Below are 19494 nucleotides of genomic sequence, written 5' to 3'. Positions count from 1 at the left end.
GAGGGGTCTAAGGAGGTGTCCGCGAAACGCAAGGCGATGTGCCGCGATTGCCGATGTTGCCGGGGACAAGGACCGTGACATTGCCGCCACGGTTCCTATAGGGAGGCGCCAAACCCTCAGGAGATCTTCCATGGCCGACGAATACCTCACCCTCGCGCTCGACACCGGCAGCGGCACGGGCGACGTCAAGATCAAGCTGCGCCCCGACCTCGCGCCGGGCCACGTCGAGCGGATCAAGGAACTCGCCGGCGAAGGCTTCTACGACGGCATCATCTTCCATCGCGTGATCGACGGCTTCATGGCGCAGGGCGGCTGTCCCGACGGCACCGGCATGGGCGGTTCCAAGAAGCCCGACCTCAAGGCCGAGTTCAACGCCGAACCCCACGTGCGCGGAATCTGCTCGATGGCGCGCGCGGCCAATCCGAACTCGGCCAACAGCCAGTTCTTCATCGTCTTCGACGACGCCACCTTCCTCGACAACCAGTACACCGTCTGGGGCCAGGTGGTCGAAGGCATGGAGCATGTCGACGCGCTGCCCAAGGGCGAGCCGCCGCGCAATCCGGGCAAGATCGTCAAGGCCAGCGTCAGCGAGGGCTGACGCGGCGGACCTGTCCGTCCGGCCGGGTTGGTCGGCGCGCCAGACCCGCGTAAGTCCCGCGCAGCGACACTGAACGTAAAGGGGTTAGCTTGCGACGTCTCGTGCCGGTCCTGCTGGCCCTCCTGCTGTCCGGGTGCGCGGCCGGAGCGCTGCCCGACCTGACGCAGGCGCACGGTCCGTGCCTCGGCAACGGCAAGGACGGCTGGTGCGGCTTCACGCGCGAGGCGGCGGACCGGAGCTGGGTCTACGCCCAGCTATCGAGCAACGCCTATTGCGACGACATCGTCGAGTTCGCGCTGCCCGCGACGATCCGCGAGATCGACCGGCTGCCGCGACGCGCGACTTGCGAGATCGAGCGACGGATCGCCGATGCCGCGACCGGCAAGGACGAGCGCAAGGCGCTGAAAGCGCAGCTCAAGCAGGTGGAGCGCGATCCGCGCGAGGATTCGGGCTTCGCCTATGCGCTGTTCGACCGCAGCGAGACGCCGGGCGGGCCGCCGGTCGAGCGCGTGATCGCCTTTCGCGGCTCGGACATTGCCGCATCGGACTGGCTGCACGGAAACTTCGGCTCCGAGCAGTACGAGCAGGCGCTGGCGCTGTATGACCAGCAGGCGGCGGCAATGTCGGTGCCGGTGGTGGTGACCGGCCATTCGCTCGGAGGGGCGCTGGCGCTCGACGTGTCGGTGAACCGCGAGGGCGCCGATGCCTATGCCTTCAATCCTTCGCCGCGCTACACCGTGCCCGCCGTGCCGAACGACAACGCGCGGCTGGTCGTGGCCGAGCGCGGCGACGTGCTCGACCAGATCCGCAAGCGCCGCATGCCGGTGGCGCAGGAACTGGTCGAGATCAACTGCGCGCCCGAATCGAGCGGTTTCGCCGATCACAAGATTCGCCAGCTCGCCGAGTGCCTCACCTGGATCGCCGCCAAGGACGGAGCGGCCGCGCGGGCCTCGGTCGCAGAAAACGCGATCGCGCAGCCGCCGGGCGAGGCGCTGATGGCGGCCTGGGGCCGCCAGCCTCCGCCCGAGCCCGAGGCGCCCTGAGGCCAGTCCCGGGGCTCAGGCGAGCCGCAAAGCATGCCCATCGCGCCGATACGGCCTGATCCTAGTCTTCCTGCCCGCTCGCCTCCGTGCCCCGATCGGGCTGGCCGATCAGCGCTTCGAAGCGGGCCTTCTGCTCGTCGTCGAGGTCTTCGTACTTGCGCGCGGCGGGCAGGTCGGCGGTGGCCTGCCGGACCTTTTCGAGCATTGCCGGCATCTGCTTCATCATCCGCGGCATGAATTCCTGCATCTTCGCCATGACCGCCGGGTCGGTGTAGAGCACCATGGATTCGCGCGCGTAGAGCGCGCCGCTCGGCGTGGCGAAGAAGGCGTTGATGTCGTCGAGCTGTTCGGCGGTGAAGCGCGCGGCATAGGCCTGCGCGAGGCCTTCGCGCAGCGATGGCTCGAAGCTGCTCATCATCGCCTTCATCTCGCCCACCATCGCGCGGGTCGATAGGCGTATGCGCTCGTCATAGGCCGGATCGAGGATCTCCATCATCTCGCGCATCGTGCCTTCGCCGATGTCGGCGAGCCGTTCCTCGTCGAGCCCGCCGGCGGCGGCGAGATCACGCAGCGGCATTCGCGAGACGCTGTCGAGCACCTGATCGAGCATCGCGTTCATCGATCCGTCCATGATCCGCGCATAAGTGCCGGGCGGCAGCAGCGCAGCCACAGCCTTTTCGGCGGCGGCCATGCGCGTCGCGGCGGGCGCCGGCGCTTCCTGTGCGTGGAGCGGCGCGGCCGCGAGCGCCGCAAGGGCACAGAGCACTGTCGGGCGGATGCGCATCTCCGGCTGGCCTCCCGGCTAGAGTCCCGCTTCGACCAGCCAGCCGTGGAACAGCTTCACCGGGCGGCTTTCGAGGTCCTTGGGGCGGCAGACGAACCAGTAGCGGTATGGGCTCTCGACATCGATGTCGTAAAGCCGGGAGAGCCGCCCGTCGTGCGAGCGGCGGAAGTGGTCGTCGTGCATGATCGCGATGCCGAGGCCCTGCGCGGCGGCCTCCAGCACGAGCTGACCCGAATCGAAGCGGTCGACCGAGGCCGGCTCGAGGTCGCTCATCCCGATCGCCGCCTTCCAGGCATCGAGGCTTTCGGGCAGGTCGTTGTGGATCAGGAAGGTCTGGCGCGAAAGCTTGTCGCGGTCGGGCTTCGGCCCGAGTTCATCGGCCATCTCCTTGGAGACGATCGCGTAGACCTTGTTCTGGTCGAGCTGGACCTTGTAGAAGCTTTCCTCCGGCTCCTTGCTGAGCACGATCGCGGCGTCGAGCGAGTCGCCGATCCGCGCCTCGAGATGCGGGCCGGTGTCGATGTCGATATGCAGCCGGGGATGGAGCTGGCGCAGCTCGGGCAGGCGCGGGAACAGGCGCTGGCCGCCGAACAGCGAGGGTACGCCCAGATGCAGGCGCAGCACTTGTCCGCGATCGACCTGGCTCTCGACCGCCTCGGCAAGCTCTTCCAGCTTGGGCGCGACGACGTTGTAGAAGGCCTGGCCCTCGTCGGTGAGCTTCATCGCCTGGTGCTGGCGGGTGAACAGCCGCTTGCCGGTGAAATCCTCCAGCGCGGCGACGCGGCGCGACAGCGCCGACGGGCTGAGCGCGAGCTCGTTCGCGGCGGCCTTGGCCGAGCCGAGCCGGACGACGCGCACGAAGGCTTCCAGAGCACGCAAGGGAGGCAGGCGGCGTACGGGCAAGTCTAGGCTTCGCTTCTCTCGTGTCTGGCCGGGCGACACACGCCGCGAGCCGGTTGCATGGTCTATTCGCTCTCTTCGGCTTCGTCCTCGGCCGGGGGATGAAGCTTCAGCCGTGTAACGTGCCGCTCGTTACCGTCGGTCACCTCGATCCGCCATCCGCTCTCGTGTTCGAGCATGCTGCCGACCTCGGGCACCCGCTCGGCGAGAACGAAGGCCAATCCGCCCAATGTATCCACGGCTTCTTCGACTTCGGCAAGACGGGCGTCGACCTTGTCCGCAATATCGTCGAGTTCGACGCGGGCATCGGCGTCCCACGTCCCGTCATCGAGCGCGACCAGCATTTCCTCGGGGGCGTCGTCGTGCTCGTCCTCGATATCGCCGACGATTTCCTCGACCAGGTCCTCGATGGTGATGATCCCGTCGGTGCCCGAATACTCGTCGATGACGATCGCCAGATGGGTGCGGCGCGCGCGCATGTCGGCCAGCACGTCGAGCGCGCCGCGCGCCTGGGGCACATAGAGCGGCTGGCGCATCAGCATGGTCCAGTCCTCGGGGGCGGGCTCGCCGCGCGCGAGGATCGGGAACACGTCCTTGATATGGATCATGCCCTTAATCTCGTCGAGCGACTCGCCGTAGACCGGCAGCCGGCTGTGGCCATGCTCGGCGAAGGCCTCGACGATCTCGGCCCAGCTCGCCGAGGCGGAGATCGCGATGATCTCGCCGCGCGGGATGGCGACGTCGTCGGCGTCGTTCTCGGAGAAGTGGAGCAGGTTGCGCAGCATCTGGCGTTCGAGCGGGGAAAGGTCGCCCTTGGCCCCGCCTTCCGCGTCGAATTCGCCCTCGTGCTCGTTGATGACGTCCTCGATCTGCGCGCGCAGCGACTGATCGACGTCGGAAACGAACAGTTTGCGGATCACTCGCCAAAGCGAGCCGCTACTGTCCGGGTCTCCGTTTTCTGAGTAACGGCCATTGTCGGCCATCGGTGTTCGTGCCCCTCAAGACTGGTGAGACCCGCCATATGGGTCCGCGATCCCGATAAGGGCAAGAGCCTTTGTTTCAAGTGCCTCCATGGCCTCGGCGTCGGAATCGGAGATTTCGTGGTCGTATCCGGCGAGATGGAGCAGGCCGTGCAGGACCAGGTGCGCGGCGTGATCGGCCACGGCGATACCCTTGTCCGCCGCCTCGCGCGCGCAGGTCTCGAGCGCGAGGGCAATGTCACCGAGCATCTCGGGCGGTCCGGCGGGCGCGAGATCGACGAGGTCGGACGGCTCGAGCATCGGGAACGAGAGCACGTTGGTTGGCTTGTCCTTGCCGCGCCATTCGCGGTTGAGCACGCGAACTTCGGCGTCGTCCGCGAACATCACGCTGGCCGCCAGCCGCGCATGCGCCAGTTCGGGCGCGACGTGCGCCGCCGCTTCGGCGACGCGGGCGGCGAGCGCTTCCCAGTCGGTGTGCTCGGGCCAGTCGGCCTCGATCGAGACGTCGAGTTGCATGAAGCCTGCGCCTGTCCCGGTCAGGCGTCCTCGCCCTCGTAGGCCTCGACGATCCGCCCGACGATGGGGTGGCGCACGACGTCGGCCTTGCCGAAGCGCACCACGTCGATCCCCTCGACGCCTTCGAGCCGGCCCACCGCGTCGGCGAGCCCCGAAAACGAATCGCCGCCGGGAATGTCGACCTGGCGCGGGTCGCCGCAGATCACCATGCGGCTGTTCTGGCCGAAGCGGGTGAGGAACATCTTCATCTGCGCGGGCGTGGTGTTCTGCGCCTCGTCGAGAATGACGAAGGCGTCGGCAAGCGTGCGGCCGCGCATGAAGGCGATCGGCGCGATCTCGATCACGCCGCTGGCGATGTGGCGTTCGACCTGCTCGGGCGGCATGCAGTCGTAGAGCGCGTCGTAGAGCGGGCGCAGATAGGGATCGACCTTCTCCTTCATGTCGCCGGGCAGGAAGCCGATCTTCTCGCCCGCCTCGACCGCCGGGCGCGAGAGGATCAGCCGCTGGACTGATCCGGTCATGAGCTGGCTGACCGCCTGCGCCACCGCGAGGTAGGTCTTGCCGGTGCCCGCCGGGCCCAGCGCGAAGATCAGGTCGGAGCGGCCGAGCGCCCGCATGTATTCGATCTGCGTGCCCGAACGCGGCACGATCGTCTTCTTGCGCGTGCGGATCATGATCGGCGGCGCGCCGGTGTCTTCGCCGGTGATGATGCCTTCGAGCGTGGGCTCGGCCGACATCGCGATCAGCGAATCGATCGCGCCGGCATCGAGTTCCTGGCCTTGCTGGAGCCGGTCGTACATCGACTTGAGCACGTCGCGCGCGCGGGCCACCGCATCCTCGGGCCCCTCGATCTGGACCCGGTTGCCGCGCGCCGCGATGAAGACGCCCAGCCGGTTCTCGACGAGCACGAGGTTCGCATCGAATTCGCCGAACAGGATGCCGAGCAGACTGGGCTCTTCGAATTCGATTTCGGCGCGAGAGCGGCGGCGCTGGCCGGGGCGATCGGCGGTCTTTGCAAGCGTGTTTTGCGCGACGCGGTGGGCTTTTCGACTCATGCGGTCCTTTCGGACAAAGCGGTGGTATCGCCGTTGTCTATTGATGGCTCGCCGGGCGGCCGCTGGCAAGCGCGGGACGGGCCGTGATCGCCGGTTTCGTCGTGGATAACCCGTCCGTCCACCGGTTTCTCTGCCGGGCACGTTACAGCTTGCAACACAAATGAGCGGAATCTGCATCGGCGATTGCCGATCGGTTCAGGCAGAGTGGTGTCTAAGCAATCGGACAATGCCCCTGCACTGTAACAGGAGACCGACGATGCGTAAAACGACACTGGCACTGCTTGGCGCGAGCCTCGCGCTGCCGCTTGCGGCCGCTCCCGCCGCCCAGGCCCAGAGCGCCGCCGAAGCGCGCCACAGCCAGCGCGAGTTGCGCGAGGAACGGCACGATCTGCGCGAAGCCCGGCGCTACGGAACGCCGAACGACGTGCGTGACGAACGCCACGACGTCGCGCGCGCGCGCCAGGAGCGCAACGAGGACTGGCGCGACTACCGCGCGAGCCACCGCAACCTCTATCGCCGTCCCGCCTATGTCGGGCCGCGCGGCTATGTCTATCGCCCGGTCGCGGTGGGCTATCGCTTCGCGCCGGCCTACTATGCCGACCGCTACTGGGTGCGCAACTATGCCGCCTATCGCCTGCCGCCGCCGCGTCCCGGCTATCGCTGGGTCCGCTACGGCAACGACGTGGTGATGGTCGCGGTCAAGACCGGGCGCGTGAGCGTCGTCTACCGCGGCTTCTTCTGGTAACGGCCGGGCAACCTCACGCCTCGGCCGGGACCTTGCGTATTCCGCGCAGCGAGTTGGGGCCCGCCGAGGCGAGTTGCACGGTGACGATCTCGCCGACCTGCGCCTCGCCCTCGAAGTGGACCGACTGCAGCCAGGGCGACTTGCCCAGCCACTGGCCCGGATGGCGGCCCTTGCGCTCGACCAGAACCTCGCAGGTGCGCCCGAGGCTCGCCTCGTTGAAGGCGAGCTGGTCGCGGTTGAGCGCGGCCTGCAGGCGCTGCAGGCGATCGTCCATCACCTCGGGCGCGATCTGGTCCGCCATGGTCGCGGCGGGCGTGCCCGGGCGCGGCGAATACTTGAACGAGAAGCACTGCGCGTAACCGACCGCCTCGACCAGCCCGAGCGTGTCTTCGAACTCGGCCTCGCTCTCGCCCGGGAAGCCGACGATGAAGTCGCCCGAAAGCGCGATGTCGGGCCGCGCGGCGCGCACCCTGTCGAGGATCGCGAGATAGCTTTCGGCGGTGTGGCTGCGGTTCATCGCCTTGAGCACGCGGTCGTTGCCCGATTGCACCGGCAAGTGGAGGAACGGCATCAGCTTGCCGATCTCGCCATGCGCCGCGATCAGCGCCTCGCTCATGTCGGCCGGATGGCTGGTTGTGTAGCGGATACGCGCCAGGTCGGGCAGCGCGGCCAGCGCGCGGACGAGGCCTTCGAGCCCGATCGCGCGGCCCCTGGCATCCTCGCCTTGCCAAGCATTGACGTTCTGGCCGAGCAGCGTGATCTCGCGCGCGCCGGCATCGACGAGGCGCGCGGCTTCCTCGACCAGCGCGGCGAAGGGGCGCGAGACTTCGGCGCCGCGGGTATAGGGCACCACGCAATAAGTGCAGAACTTGTCGCAGCCTTCCTGCACCGTGAGGAACGCGCTGGGCCCGACGCGGCGGCGGGCGGGCAGCGCGTCGAACTTGGTTTCCGCGGGCATGTCTGTGTCGGTGACGCGCCGGCCCTCGACCGCGTCGGCGATCATCCCGGGCAGGCGGTGGTAGGCCTGCGGCCCCACGACCATGCGCACGGCGGGCGCACGCGCCATGATCTCCTCGCCCTCGGCCTGCGCGACGCAGCCGGCGACGGCGATCAGCGGCGAGGTGCCGTCCTCGCGGCGCAGGCGGCCGATGTCGGAATAGACCTTCTCCGCCGCCTTCTCGCGGATGTGGCAGGTGTTGAGCACCACGAGATCGGCCTCCTCGCCCTCGGGGGCGGGGGCGATGCCCTGCTCGCCGAGCAGTTCGGCCATGCGCTCGCCGTCGTAGACGTTCATCTGGCAGCCGAAGCTCTTGACCCGATAGGTCCTGGGGGGCGCGACTTTCTGCATGGCGCGCGCCGATAGCGGAATTTCGCGCATTTGCACAGGGGGCAGGGCGCCGCCGCGCGGGCGAAGGACCGCCGGCGGGCGGCAGCGGCACCAGCGCTGTTCCCCTTTGCGCGCGCTTGGGCTAACGCGCGCGCCATCATGAGTACGAACCAGACCCTCTACGCCGCCTTCGCAGGCCACCTTTCCGCCGCGCTCGATGCGCTGGAAGGGGCGGGCACCCTGCCCGCCGGGCTCAAGCGAAGCGCGGTGACGGTCGAGCCGCCGCGCGATCCGAGCCACGGCGATCTCGCGACCAATGCGGCGATGGTGCTTGCCAAGCCCGCCGGGATGAAGCCGCGCGATCTGGCCGAGGCGCTCGTCGCCGAGCTTTCGAAGCTCGAGGCGGTGACCAGCGCCGAGATCGCCGGGCCCGGCTTCATCAACCTGCGGCTCGCGCCCTCGGCCTGGCTCGCGGAGTTGCGCGCGATCGCGGCCATGGGCGCGGACTACGGCAAGTCCGCCATGGGGGCGGGGACCACGGTCAATATCGAATACGTCTCGGCCAATCCGACCGGGCCGATGCACATGGGCCACTGCCGCGGCGCGGTGGTGGGCGACGCGCTTGCCAGCCTGCTCGAGCATGCGGGCCACAAGGTTGTCCGCGAATACTACGTCAACGACGCGGGCGCGCAGGTCGACGTCCTCGCCCGCTCGGCGCACTTGCGCTACCGCGAGGCGCTCGGCGAGGCCATCGGCGAGATCCCCGAGGGGCTCTATCCCGGCGATTACCTCAAGAGCGTCGGCGAGGCGCTGGCGCGCGAGTTCGGCGATGCCTACGTCGCCGCGCCCGAGAGCGACTGGCTCGTCCTCTTCCGCGAAAAGGCGGTCGCGGCGATGCTGGTCATGATCAAGGCCGACCTCGCGCTGCTCGGCATCCACCACGACCTGTTCTCGTCTGAGGCGGAGGTCCAGGCGGCGGGCAAGCCGGCCGAGGCCGAGGCGTGGCTGCGCGCGCGCGGGCTCGTCTACGACGGCGTGCTCGAGGCGCCCAAGGGCAAGACGCCCGAGGACTGGGAGCCGGTCGAGCTGCCGCTGTTCAAGTCGACCCGGTTCGGCGACGACCAGGACCGCCCGATCCGGAAGTCGGACGGCTCGTGGACCTACTTCGGCGCCGATCTCGCCTATCACTTCCAGAAGGCGCAGACCGCCGACGCGCTGGTCGATATCTGGGGCGCGGACCACGCGGGCACGGTCAAGCGCATCAAGGCCGCGGTCGCGGCGATGACCGGGGCGGACGGCGATCCGATCCCCTTCGAGGTCAAGCTGGTGCAGATGGTCCAGCTCCTGCGCAACGGCGAGCCCGTGAAGATGTCGAAGCGGGCGGGCACCTTCGTCACGCTCGCCGATGTCGTGAGCGAGGTCGGCAAGGACGTGGTGCGCTTCACCATGCTGACCCGCAAGCCCGAGGCGCAGATGGACTTCGACTTCGCCAAGGTGGTCGAGGCCAGCAAGGACAACCCGGTGTTCTACGTCCAGTACGCGCACGCCCGCGTCTGCTCGACGCTGCGCAAGGCGGCGGCCGAGGGTCTCGCCCCATCGGGCGAGAACGTCGAGCTGCTCGGCGAGGAGGAACTTGAGCTCATCAAGCTCGCCGCGCAGTATCCGCGCATCGTCGAGGCCGCCGCCGCCGCGCGCGAGCCGCATCGCGTGGCCTTCTTCCTCGGCGATCTCGCCGCCGCTTTCCATGGCTACTGGAACCTCGGGAATGACCGGATCGAAAAGCGGTTCATCGTGGTACAAGATGGTAACCTGACGGGTGCTAGGCTTTTCCTCGCGGCCCAGATCGGGCAGCTTGTACGGAACGGCTTGTCGCTGCTCGGCGTCGAGGCGGTGGAGGAAATGTGACGACATCGAACTGGGAGGATGGCTCGAAGGACGATCGCGAAAAGCCGTTCGATCCTTTCGCCGAAGAGGGCGACTCGCCGTTCGCCGAGGAGGAAGCGCGCGAGGACTACGCCGATTTCGATGAGCCGGAACCCGAGCCGGCGGACCCCGCGCAGGAAGGCTTCGATGAACCCGCGCAGCTCGAACTCGGCGATGAGGACCAGCGTCTTCCCTGGCTCGAGGGCGATCCCGACGAAGAGGAATACGAAGGTCACGGCGCGGGGCAGGTGATCCTGCTGGCGGTCGGCGCGCTCGTGCTGCTCGGGCTCGTGGTCGGCGGAATCTGGTGGGCGACGCGCACCGGCTCGGACGAGGCGCTGGTCGCCGACGGCGGCACCATCGAGGCGCCCGACGGGCCTTATAAGGTCAAGCCAGAGGACCCCGGCGGCCGCGTCGCGCGCGGCACCGGCGACACCGCTTTCGCCGTCGCCGAGGGCGAAACGCGCACCATGCAGGTCGGCGATCCCGAACCCGCGCCGAGCCCGGGCTTCGAGAGCGTCGGCAGCGCAGGCGACGACAAGCCCGCGGCCAAGGCGGCCGAGAAGGATGCGCCCGGCGAGGCCGCCTCGTCCGCACCGCCGCCCAGCGGGCCGGGGGTGCAGGTGGGCGCCTATTCGACCCGCGATCTGGCCGAGAAGGGCTGGCAGAGCCTCGTCGGCCAGTACGAGGGACTTGCGGGGATGCGCTACCGCATCGTCGAGGGGCAGGCCGATATCGGCAAGGTCTACCGGCTCCAGGCGCTCCCCGGCGATCGCGCCGCCGCCGACAGCCTGTGCGGCGACCTCAAGGCCGCGCGGATTCCCTGCCAGGTGAAGAACTAGGCCGTCAGCGACAGGGCCGGCGCGCCGGGACCTCTCAGCCGCCCGCCAGCTCGCGCTGCTCTCTTGCCGCCTGCGCGGTCTGTTCGCGCGGGGCGATCGCGTGCGCCAGCACGGTCTCGGCGCGGTTGTCGATGCCGTTGATCAGCCTTGCTCTTTCGAGATTTCCGGGCGTGCTGACGATGCGGACCGGCCCCTTGGAGATATTCTCGAGACCTTCCTTCGCGACCTGTTCGGGCGTTTCGGCGAGATCGACCGGCATGCCGAGCCGCTGCATCGCCGGAGTCGCGGTGAAGCCGATGTTGAGGTGCAGCACGTCGACGCCGAGCGGCGCCATCTCCGCCCACAATGCCTCCGAGAAAATGCGGCTGAACGCCTTCGCGCCGGTATAGGCCGCGAGCGTCGGCGAGCCGAGATAGCTGCTCAGCGATCCGCCCAGGATGATCCCGCCCCGGCCGCGCTGCGCCATGAGCGCGCCATAGTGGCGCGTGAAGTTCGCTTGCCCGAGCACGTTTATGGCGATCACCGATTGCGTCACGTCCTCGGGCAGTTCGACGAAGCGTCCGCGGGTATTGTTCGCCCCGGCGTTGTAGATCAGCAGCCCCACCTCGATCCCGTCGGTCGCCGCGCGCACGCGCTCGAGCGCGTCGGGCCTGGCGAGATCGACCGAAACGGTGCGCACTTCCGCGCCCGCGCCGCGCAATTCCTCGGCGAGTTCGTCCAGCGGTGCCGGCTTGCGCGCCACCAGAACCAGCTTGAAGCCGTCCGCGGCGAGCATGCGCGCGAACGCCGCGCCGACGCCTTCCGAGCCGCCGACGACCAATGCCCAGGGTCCGTATTTCGCTATGTCCATCATCGCTTTCCCTGCTCGCGCGCAGACGGCCCGGCTGCACCAAGGCAAACCGTGGCCGGCATACGCTCTCCTCTCCCGGGTCTTTCCGCCCTGTGATCCCGGCGCGCCGATCGCGCGGGCAAAGACCACCATCGGGTGATGCACTCGTCTCTTCGAGGTGTCCAATGCAAATCGGAGGAGGCGCTCGGTACGACCCAACCGATCCGGCCCGTCGCAATTCGCCGCGCATCGGCGGGCGTTTCCCACACCTGCGTAGTCCCCTCAGCTTGCGAAAACCCCCTCATCCTGCGAACTTTCGCCCATGGTTCCTGCGATATTCGGACTGGCGGGGCTGACGCTCTCGGATGACGAGCGGTCGTTCTTCCGCGACTGCGACCCGGCCGGCTACATCCTGTTCGGCCGCAACATCGAAAGCCGCGAGCAAGTGCGCGCGCTGACCGACGCGCTGCGCGCGATCCACGGGCGCGAGCGGCTGTTCGTCTGCATCGATCAGGAAGGCGGGCGCGTGGCGCGGATGAAGCCCCCGGTGTGGCCCGCCTATCCGCCCGGCGAGGTTTTCGACCGGCTTTACGACGTGGCGCCCGGCAGCGCGATCGAAGCGGCGCGGGTCAACGCCGAGGCACTGGGGCTCGATCTCGCCGAAGTCGGCGTCAGCGTCGATTGCCATCCCTCGCTCGACGTCCGCCAGCCCGGCGCGCACGACGTGATCGGCGACCGCGCGCTCGGCTCGGACCCGATGCGCGTCGCCGCGCTCGGACGGGCCACGCTGGCGGGTCTCGCGCGTGCCGGGATCGTCGGCTGCATCAAGCACATGCCGGGCCACGGGCGCGCCATGGCCGACAGCCACAAGGAACTGCCCACGGTCGAAGCCACCGCGGAGGAGCTCGAGGCCGATCTCCAGCCCTTCCGCGCGCTGGCCGATTCGCCCGTCGGGATGACCGCGCACGTGCGCTACACCGCCTGGGACGCGGAGAATCCGGGCACGCTTTCGCCCACCGTGGTGCGCGATGTGATCCGCACCCGGATCGGCTTTGCCGGGCTGCTGCTGACCGACGACCTCGACATGGAAGCGCTCGACGGCACGGTGCCCGAACGCGCCGCGCGCGCGATCGCGGCGGGCTGCGACATCGCGCTCAACTGCTGGGCGAAGATGGACGACATGACCGGCATCGCCGAAGCGCTGCCCGTGATGTCGGACGAGACCGCGCTGCGGCTCAAGCGCGCGCTTACCGCGGTGGGCGATTCGGGCACCGCGGGCGATCAGGCCGAGCTCGCGGCGCGGCGGGACGCGTTGATCCAGGCGGCGCAGGCGTGAGTGTCGAAGTCCTGCCCGGCACGCCCGAAGGGGGCGACGGTGCGGACTGGCAAGGCGTCGCCGTCGCGCGCACGGAAACGCGCGAGGAGGCGCTCTATATCGAGATCGAGGGCTGGGAAGGGCCGCTCGACCTGCTGCTCGACCTCGCACGGCGGCAGAAGGTGGACTTGCGGCGGATCTCGATCCTCGAACTGGTCGACCAGTACCTGACCTATATCGATCGCGCCGAAGCGCTGCGGCTGGAACTCGCGGCCGACTATCTGGTGATGGCCGCCTGGCTCGCCTACCTCAAGTCGGCGTTGCTGCTGCCGCGCGAGGAGCAGGAGGACCCGAGCCCCGAGGAACTGGCGCTGCGCCTGCAACTGCGGCTCCAGCGGCTGGGCGCGATGCGCGAGGCTGCCGCGCGGCTGATGGGCCGCGACCGGCTGGGCCGCGACGTCTTCGCGCGCGGCGCCCCCGAGGGCCTGCGGGTCGACCGCCGCAATCGCTGGCAATGCGAGTGGTTCGACCTCGTGCGCGCTTACGGTGACGTCAGGATCCGCACCGAGCCGGTGGTGCATATGGTGCGCGAGCGCATGGTGATGACGCTCGACAGCGCCTTGCAGCGCGTCTCCTCGATGCTCGGCGTCACGCTCGACTGGATGGAACTGCGCGATTTTCTGCCCGCGCGCCGCGAGGGGGACTGGGCCGACCCGCGGCTTCGCAAGTCGGCGCTCGCCTCCAGCTTTGTCGCCGCGCTCGAACTGGCGCGCACCGGCAAGGCCGAACTGGCGCAGGACGAGATTTTCGGGCCGTTGCGGCTGAAGGCGGTGCGCGCGTGATCCTGGCACCGGTCCCCGATTCGCCGGTCGCGCCCGGCATCGACGATCTCGTCCGCGCGGTCGAGGCGACACTGTTCGCGGCCGAGCAGCCGATGACCGTCGAGCAGATCTCCGCGCACCTCGGCAACGCGCAGGTCCGGCCCGCGCTGGCGGAGCTGCAGGCGCACTACGAAGGGCGCGGCATTCGCCTCGTGGAGCGCGGCAAGCGCTGGCACTTCGAGACCGCGCCCGATCTCGCGCATCTGCTGCGGCGCGAGAAGGAGGACGTGCGGCGCCTCTCGCGCGCGGCCACGGAAGTGCTGGCGATCGTCGCCTATCACGAACCGGTCAGCCGCGCCGAGATCGAATCGATTCGCGGCGTCCAGACCGCGAAGGGCACGCTCGACGTGCTGATGGAGGCGGGCTGGGTGCGCGTCGCGGGACGGCGCGAGGTGCCGGGGCGGCCGGTGATCTACGCGACGACGCCCGAATTCCTCGCACATTTCGGGCTGCGATCGCTCAAGGAATTGCCCGGTGTCGACGAATTGCGCGCCGCCGGGCTGCTCGATCCGGTCGACGACGTGTTCGAGGCGGAGATCGAGGCGCTGCGCGGCGCAAGCGGCGCGCGGGAGGCCGAGGAAGCCGAGGATACGGGCGAACAGGACACCGAAGACTTCGGCGAACCGGTTACGGACGAGGCCGCATCCGGGCTGGCGCATCCGGGCGAAAACGCCTAGAGAGCCCTCGAACGCAAGGCTCGTCGATCGCGACGCCGACGGACGACCGCGACATGGCGGGCCCCGCCAGGGCGGACGAAGACTGGAGATTGTTTGATATGGGTGGCCTATCGCTTTGGCACTGGATCATCGTGCTCCTCGTGGTGCTGATCCTGTTCGGCCGCGGCCGCATTTCCGAAATCATGGGTGACTTCGGCAAGGGCATCAAGAGCTTCAAGGACGGCATCAACGACGAGAACTCGGGCAAGTCCTCGTCGGGCAATCCGCCGCCGCCGCAGATTTCCTCGCAGTCGGGCGAGCAGACCGTGACGCCGAGCCCGAGCGAGACCAAGACCGGCCAGTCCTGAGCCCAGCGTCGGGACAGGCGCATGTTCGACATCGGAGCGCCCGAACTGCTCGTCGTCGTGATCGTGGCGATCTTCGTCATCGGTCCCAAGGACATGCCGATGGCGCTGCGCACCGTCGGTCGCTGGGTCGGCAAGATGCGCAAGATCTCCGGGCATTTCCGCGCGGGGCTCGACGCCATGGTGCGCGAGGCCGAGCTTGAGGACATGGAGAAGAAGTGGCGCGAGCAGAACGAGGCGATCATGAAGGCGACGCCTTCCTTGCCGAGCGCCGAGGAGATGCAGCCGGTCAAGTCCGCCTCCGCGTCAGCCGAGGACGCCGCGGCGCCGCCCGCGAAAGCGCAGGGTGCCACGCCCGATACCGAGACCAAGGCCGAGCCTGCCGGTGAGGAGAAGCCCTCCGAACCGCAGCTCCCGCTGAGCCCGCCCTGAGCCGAGCGCTGACGATGGCCTTCCGTCTTTCCGACATCGACGATTCGCAGGCGCCGCTGCTCGACCACCTGATCGAGCTGCGCACGCGGCTGATGCGCGCGCTGGCGGGGTTCGCGGTGGCCTTCGCCGTCTGCTTCTATTTCGCCAGCGACATCTTCGCTTTCCTGGTGCGCCCGCTGACCGCCGCGTTTCCGCCGGGGCAGGGGCGGCTGATCTACACCAAGCTCTACGAGGCGTTCTTCGTCGAAGTGAAGGTGGCGATCTTCGCGGCGTTTTTCGTCAGCTTCCCGATCATCGCCAACCAGCTTTGGGCCTTCGTCGCGCCGGGGCTCTACGCCAAGGAAAAGCGCGCGCTGCTGCCGTTCCTGATCGCGACTCCGGTGCTGTTCACGATGGGCGCGGCCATGGCTTACTACGTGGTCATGCCCACGGCGTTCCACTTCTTCCTCGGCTTCGAGGGCGAGACCGGCGGGCTCAAGCTCGAGGCGCTGCCGGGAACGGGCGACTATCTCGGGCTCGTGATGCAGTTCATCCTCGCGTTCGGGATCAGCTTCCTGCTGCCGGTGCTGCTGATGCTGCTCAACCGCGCGGGGATCGTCAGCCGTCGGCAGGCGATCCTGGCGCGGCGCTACGTGATCGTGGGCATCTTCATCGTCGCCGCCGTCGCGACACCGCCCGATGTGATCTCGCAGCTTCTGCTCGCGATCCCGCTGATCCTGCTGTTCGAGGGCACGCTGCTGCTGATGTGGTTCACCGAGCGCCGCGAGGCGCGCGAGAAGGCCGCCGAGGAAGCGGCGGAGCGGGCCGAGCGATCGTCGCCGGCGGAGTGATTCGCCGCGAGGCCTGAACCGCTCGGGCTGGCCGGGCGACGCTACCGATTCTGCTTGGAGCGGGCGAAGGGAATCGAACCCTCGTCGTAAGCTTGGGAAGCTTCTGCTCTGCCATTGAGCTACGCCCGCGAACGCCATGCGATTGCCAAGAGATCGCGATCCGGTCAACATCGATGACATGCGGTCGGTCGAATTTTGGCCGCGATGCTCCAAACCGCGCGATTCCCGTACTTTTGGGCGCGCGAGACGCTCGCCTTGTCGAGAAGCGCTCGACCGCGCGAAATATTCGGAAAAATCGGCAATCCGCGCGATGAAATGTGAGGTTTCGATCCCTTGAGCACTGGAATTGGGGCAGTTCCTGCTCTAGACGCGCACGCCTCAGACATTGGGAGTCTCAATTCATGAACAATAGCGACATTGCCGAACGCCTTGCTGGCGAACACGATCTCTCCAAGGCCCAGGCTCGCGAGCTGGTCGACGGCGTCTTCGCCTCGATCGCCGACGCGGCCGCCAAGGGTGAGGAAGTCTCGCTCAGCGGTTTCGGCAAGTTCAAGGTCAAGGATCAGCCCGCGCGCGAGGGCCGCAATCCCTCGACCGGTGCGACGATCCAGATCGCCGCGTCGAAGAAGCTGACCTTCTCGCCCGCCAAGGCGATCAAGGACAAGCTGAACGGCTGATCCGGCACGGGCGCTCCGCGATGGCGGAGCGCCCGACCAGCCGGTCCGATCCGGCTTGCACCCGCAACACGGGTGCGCGAGAATCGCGGCGATGCGACAAGCCAGCGCCCTTCTCGAATTCGACACGCCCGGACAGGGCTTCACCGACATTACCGCGCAGGTCGCGCGGTGGCTCGCGTCGCTCGGGTTCACCGAGGGGCTGCTCACGCTGCTGTGCCGCCACACCTCGGCCTCGCTGCTGATCCAGGAGAACGCCGCGCCCGAAGTGCGCGACGACCTTGCCGCCTGGCTCGCCCGGCTCGCGCCCGAAGACGCGCGCTATGCCCACGACGACGAGGGCCCTGACGACATGCCCGCGCATCTGCGCGCGACGCTGACCGGCGTTAGTCTGCAGATTCCCGTCATCGGCGGGCGCATGGCGCTTGGCACCTGGCAGGGGATTTATCTTGCCGAGCATCGGCACATGCCCCACCATCGCCAGATCGCCGCGCACGTGATCGGCGAGTGAGGGAGAGCATGTGAAGCCAGATCCGGACATCGATATCGCCGCGCGCCAAGCGCAAGTCGTCGGCGCCGGGCCTCGGCTCGAGCCGCTGCCGGGCGACGCGCTCGACCAGCAGGCGATCGACCTGATCCTCAACGTGCGCGCTTCTGCGGGCGCGGGGGCGATGGACGAAGTGCCCGAATTCATGCGCACGGTGGTGCGCAACCCCGAGCTGTTCCGCGCGCAGATGGACATCGGCAACGTCTTCTACAACGGCCGCATCCCGGCGCGCGAGCGCGAGATCGCGGTGCTGCGCATCGCCTGGCTGTGCGGCGCGCCCTACGAGTGGGGCCAGCACGTCGCGATCGCGCGGCGCTGCGGCGTGAGCGACGCGGAGATCGCGCGGGCGAAGCTGGGCTCGGCGGCCGAGGGCTGGAGCGCGCACGACGCGGCGATCGTGCGCGGGGTCGAGGAACTGATCGCCGACAAGACGCTCGGCGATGCGACGTGGGACCAGCTTGCCGCGACCTGGGACGAGGCGCAGCTCGTCGAGTTCCCCGCGCTCGTCGGTCAGTACGTGTCGATCGCCTATGTCCAGAACACGCTGCGCATCCGGCTCGACGAGGGCAATCCGGGGCTTGCCGCGACGTGAACCGGATCGAGCAGGTCCTGCCGCCGCGCGGCGGCGATCTGGTCAAGCGGCACCGGCTTTCCACCCGCATCTGGCACTGGATCAATGCCGTGACGCTGCTCGTCATGCTGATGAGCGGGCTGATGATCTTCAACGCGCATCCGCACCTCTACTGGGGCGAATACGGCGCGAACTTCGACGCCTCGTGGCTCGACATCGGCGCGACGCGCGGCGGCGACGGCTTCCTGCGGATCGGCCCGCTGCGGATCGAGACCACCGGCGTGCTCGGCGTCTGGACCGACCCGGATGGCGTCACGCGCACGCGCGCTTTTCCCTGGTGGGCGACGATCCCCTCGCGCTACAGCCTCGCCGACGCGCGGATCTGGCATCTCGCCTTCGCCTGGGTGCTGGCGCTCGGCCTGCTGGCCTATCTCGTCTGGTCGCTGGTCAACGGCCATGTCCGGCGCGATCTCCACATCCGCCCCAGCGAGTGGAAGCCCGCGCATATCTGGCACGACGTCAAGCAACACGCACGGCTGCGTTTCGCCACAGGCGCCGAGGCGCTGCGCTACAATGTCCTGCAAAAGCTTAGCTACGCGGGCGTGCTGTTCGTGCTGCTGCCGCTGATGATCGTGACCGGGCTGGCGATGTCGCCGGGGACCGACGCCTGGGCGCCGTTCGTCACCGAGGTCTTCGGCGGGCGGCAATCGGCGCGCTCGGTGCACTTCATCTGCGCCTGGCTGCTCGTGGCGTTCTTCCTCGTGCACATCGTCATGGTCTTGCTGGCGGGGCCGCTCAACGAACTGCGCGCGATGGTCACCGGCCGCTATCGCCTGCCTCGAGAGCGCCCGGCGAAGGACGTTCCGGCATGAGCGGCAAGAGCCTCCTCACACGCCGTGGGCTAATCCGGTCGGGCGCGCTCGGCGCTGGCGCGCTGGTGCTTTCCGGCTGCGACAAGCTCTATTCGAACCCCGCGTTTCGCGGCGCGCTGGAAAGCGCCGAAGACCTGCACCGCGCGAGCCAGCGGCTGCTCGGTCGCGAGGCGCTGGCGCGTGAATACGCGGCATCGCAGATGTCGCCGATCTTCCGCGCCAACGGCAACCGTGAAGTCGGCGATCCCTTCTACAAGCGGCATCTCGCACAGGCGTTCGAGCGCTGGGTGCTGACCGTCGACGGCCTCGTGCGCCAGCCGCTCGCGCTGCCGCTCTCGGCGCTGCGCACGATGCCCCAGCGCACACAGATCACGCGGCACGACTGTGTCGAGGGCTGGAGCGCGATCGGCAAGTGGGAAGGCCCGCAACTCGGCCATGTGCTCGACATGGCGGGGCTGGCGGACACGGCCCGCTACATCGTCTTCCACTGCGCCGACAGCTTCGGCGCGGCGCGTTACTACGAATCGATCGACCTCGTTGACGCCTTCCATCCGCAGACGATCCTGGCCTGGCGCATGAACGACCGCCCGCTCGACGAGGCGCACGGGGCGCCGATCCGCATGCGCGTGGAACGCCAGCTCGGCTACAAGCACGCCAAGTACGTCATGCGCGTGGAAGCCGTCGCCAGCCTCGACGGCGTCTATGGCGGCAAGGGCGGCTTTTGGGAGGATTCGAGCGGCTACGCCTGGTACGCGGGGATCTGAGGGCCTGACTGTCCAAGCGGGTCCAGGGCTTCCCCAAGTGAGTTC

General features: G+C 68.5%; 23 protein-coding genes and 1 tRNA gene. 16 read left to right on the top strand and 8 right to left on the bottom strand.

Translation table 11 applies throughout. From position 1 onward, the window contains the following. Nucleotides 1–130: 130 nt before the first annotated feature. Nucleotides 131–598, top strand: coding sequence for a peptidylprolyl isomerase (locus tag B2G71_RS08735; protein ID WP_098105378.1), 468 nt, complete (start codon nucleotides 131–133; stop codon nucleotides 596–598). Between the two features lie 89 nt (nucleotides 599–687). Beyond that, on the top strand, nucleotides 688–1641 hold the full coding sequence (locus tag B2G71_RS08730; protein ID WP_141521531.1) for a DUF2974 domain-containing protein: 954 nt from the start codon (nucleotides 688–690) through the stop codon (nucleotides 1639–1641). A 61-nt stretch (nucleotides 1642–1702) separates the two neighbouring features. On the opposite strand, the gene B2G71_RS08725 is transcribed toward B2G71_RS08730, so the two are convergent. The 5 genes from B2G71_RS08725 to B2G71_RS08705 all read right to left on the bottom strand — a co-directional run bounded on the left by B2G71_RS08725 (nucleotide 1703) and on the right by B2G71_RS08705 (nucleotide 5876). Further along, complete coding sequence (locus B2G71_RS08725) at nucleotides 1703–2425, bottom strand: DUF2059 domain-containing protein (RefSeq protein WP_098105376.1); 723 nt, start codon at nucleotides 2423–2425, stop codon at nucleotides 1703–1705. An 18-nt stretch (nucleotides 2426–2443) separates the two neighbouring features. After that, nucleotides 2444–3328, bottom strand: coding sequence for a LysR substrate-binding domain-containing protein (locus tag B2G71_RS08720; protein WP_098105375.1), 885 nt, complete (start codon nucleotides 3326–3328; stop codon nucleotides 2444–2446). Nucleotides 3329–3390: 62 nt separating this feature from the next. Continuing rightward, on the bottom strand, nucleotides 3391–4308 hold the full coding sequence (locus tag B2G71_RS08715; protein ID WP_098105374.1) for a hemolysin family protein: 918 nt from the start codon (nucleotides 4306–4308) through the stop codon (nucleotides 3391–3393). 15 nt (nucleotides 4309–4323) lie between these two features. Further along, on the bottom strand, nucleotides 4324–4821 hold the full coding sequence (ybeY, locus tag B2G71_RS08710; protein WP_098105373.1) for an rRNA maturation RNase YbeY: 498 nt from the start codon (nucleotides 4819–4821) through the stop codon (nucleotides 4324–4326). Between the two features lie 20 nt (nucleotides 4822–4841). Next, nucleotides 4842–5876 (bottom strand): PhoH family protein, encoded by a 1035-nt coding sequence (locus B2G71_RS08705; protein ID WP_098105372.1) that lies wholly within the window; start codon nucleotides 5874–5876, stop codon nucleotides 4842–4844. 256 nt (nucleotides 5877–6132) lie between these two features. Here B2G71_RS08705 and B2G71_RS08700 point away from each other — a divergent pair, with 256 nt between their 5' ends. Beyond that, nucleotides 6133–6621 (top strand): RcnB family protein, encoded by a 489-nt coding sequence (locus B2G71_RS08700; protein ID WP_098105371.1) that lies wholly within the window; start codon nucleotides 6133–6135, stop codon nucleotides 6619–6621. A 13-nt stretch (nucleotides 6622–6634) separates the two neighbouring features. Here the strand turns inward: B2G71_RS08700 and miaB are convergent, their stop codons facing one another. Continuing rightward, nucleotides 6635–7969, bottom strand: a complete 1335-nt coding sequence (gene miaB, locus B2G71_RS08695) for a tRNA (N6-isopentenyl adenosine(37)-C2)-methylthiotransferase MiaB (protein WP_098105569.1) — start codon at nucleotides 7967–7969, stop codon at nucleotides 6635–6637. A gap of 138 nt (nucleotides 7970–8107) precedes the next feature. Between miaB and argS the strand changes: the two genes are divergently transcribed. Beyond that, entirely contained in the window at nucleotides 8108–9853 is a 1746-nt protein-coding gene (gene argS / locus B2G71_RS08690; protein WP_098105370.1) for an arginine--tRNA ligase, read from the top strand. After that, nucleotides 9850–10713: an SPOR domain-containing protein gene (locus B2G71_RS08685; protein ID WP_098105369.1), complete on the top strand. Its 864-nt coding sequence runs from the start codon at nucleotides 9850–9852 to the stop codon at nucleotides 10711–10713. The genes argS and B2G71_RS08685 overlap by 4 nt, the downstream gene beginning before the upstream one ends. Nucleotides 10714–10747: 34 nt before the next feature. Here B2G71_RS08685 and B2G71_RS08680 read toward each other — a convergent pair whose 3' ends face one another. Then, nucleotides 10748–11563 (bottom strand): SDR family NAD(P)-dependent oxidoreductase, encoded by an 816-nt coding sequence (locus B2G71_RS08680; RefSeq protein ID WP_098105568.1) that lies wholly within the window; start codon nucleotides 11561–11563, stop codon nucleotides 10748–10750. Between the two features lie 301 nt (nucleotides 11564–11864). Here B2G71_RS08680 and nagZ point away from each other — a divergent pair, with 301 nt between their 5' ends. The 6 genes from nagZ (at nucleotide 11865) to tatC (ending at nucleotide 16021) form a co-directional block, all read left to right on the top strand. After that, nucleotides 11865–12878 (top strand): beta-N-acetylhexosaminidase, encoded by a 1014-nt coding sequence (gene nagZ / locus B2G71_RS08675; protein WP_098105368.1) that lies wholly within the window; start codon nucleotides 11865–11867, stop codon nucleotides 12876–12878. Then, nucleotides 12875–13699, top strand: coding sequence for a ScpA family protein (locus B2G71_RS08670; protein ID WP_240530067.1), 825 nt, complete (start codon nucleotides 12875–12877; stop codon nucleotides 13697–13699). Before nagZ ends, B2G71_RS08670 begins: the two co-directional genes overlap by 4 nt. Further along, nucleotides 13696–14415 (top strand): SMC-Scp complex subunit ScpB, encoded by a 720-nt coding sequence (scpB, locus tag B2G71_RS08665; RefSeq protein ID WP_346426933.1) that lies wholly within the window; start codon nucleotides 13696–13698, stop codon nucleotides 14413–14415. Before B2G71_RS08670 ends, scpB begins: the two co-directional genes overlap by 4 nt. 98 nt (nucleotides 14416–14513) lie before the next feature. Beyond that, nucleotides 14514–14762 (top strand): twin-arginine translocase TatA/TatE family subunit, encoded by a 249-nt coding sequence (locus B2G71_RS08660; RefSeq protein WP_098105367.1) that lies wholly within the window; start codon nucleotides 14514–14516, stop codon nucleotides 14760–14762. A gap of 21 nt (nucleotides 14763–14783) precedes the next feature. Then, a complete protein-coding gene (gene tatB, locus B2G71_RS08655) occupies nucleotides 14784–15191 on the top strand; it encodes a Sec-independent protein translocase protein TatB (protein WP_098105366.1) in 408 nt (135 codons plus the stop codon). A gap of 14 nt (nucleotides 15192–15205) precedes the next feature. Continuing rightward, nucleotides 15206–16021 carry a twin-arginine translocase subunit TatC gene (tatC, locus tag B2G71_RS08650; protein WP_098105365.1) on the top strand — a complete coding sequence of 272 codons (816 nt, stop codon included), beginning with the start codon at nucleotides 15206–15208 and terminating at the stop codon, nucleotides 16019–16021. Between the two features lie 55 nt (nucleotides 16022–16076). On the opposite strand, the gene B2G71_RS08645 is transcribed toward tatC, so the two are convergent. Continuing rightward, nucleotides 16077–16150: transfer RNA gene (locus B2G71_RS08645), tRNA-Gly, on the bottom strand. A gap of 272 nt (nucleotides 16151–16422) precedes the next feature. Here B2G71_RS08645 and B2G71_RS08640 point away from each other — a divergent pair. The 5 genes from B2G71_RS08640 (at nucleotide 16423) to B2G71_RS08620 (ending at nucleotide 19449) form a co-directional block, all read left to right on the top strand. Beyond that, on the top strand, nucleotides 16423–16698 hold the full coding sequence (locus B2G71_RS08640) for an HU family DNA-binding protein (protein WP_098105364.1): 276 nt from the start codon (nucleotides 16423–16425) through the stop codon (nucleotides 16696–16698). Nucleotides 16699–16789: 91 nt separating this feature from the next. Continuing rightward, the gene (locus tag B2G71_RS08635) at nucleotides 16790–17206 is read left to right on the top strand and encodes a secondary thiamine-phosphate synthase enzyme YjbQ (RefSeq protein WP_098105363.1); all 417 of its coding nucleotides are present in this window, start codon (nucleotides 16790–16792) and stop codon (nucleotides 17204–17206) included. A 10-nt stretch (nucleotides 17207–17216) separates the two neighbouring features. After that, nucleotides 17217–17834, top strand: a complete 618-nt coding sequence (locus B2G71_RS08630; RefSeq protein ID WP_098105362.1) for a carboxymuconolactone decarboxylase family protein — start codon at nucleotides 17217–17219, stop codon at nucleotides 17832–17834. Further along, the gene (locus B2G71_RS08625; protein ID WP_098105361.1) at nucleotides 17831–18685 is read left to right on the top strand and encodes a cytochrome b/b6 domain-containing protein; all 855 of its coding nucleotides are present in this window, start codon (nucleotides 17831–17833) and stop codon (nucleotides 18683–18685) included. Before B2G71_RS08630 ends, B2G71_RS08625 begins: the two co-directional genes overlap by 4 nt. After that, nucleotides 18682–19449 (top strand): molybdopterin-dependent oxidoreductase, encoded by a 768-nt coding sequence (locus B2G71_RS08620; protein WP_098105360.1) that lies wholly within the window; start codon nucleotides 18682–18684, stop codon nucleotides 19447–19449. Before B2G71_RS08625 ends, B2G71_RS08620 begins: the two co-directional genes overlap by 4 nt. Nucleotides 19450–19494 lie beyond the last annotated feature (45 nt).

This window comes from Novosphingobium sp. PC22D (assembly GCF_002556635.1).
In the GTDB taxonomy this organism is placed as follows: Bacteria; Pseudomonadota; Alphaproteobacteria; order Sphingomonadales; family Sphingomonadaceae; genus Novosphingobium.
This window is presented reverse-complemented; position numbering and strand designations above follow the sequence as displayed.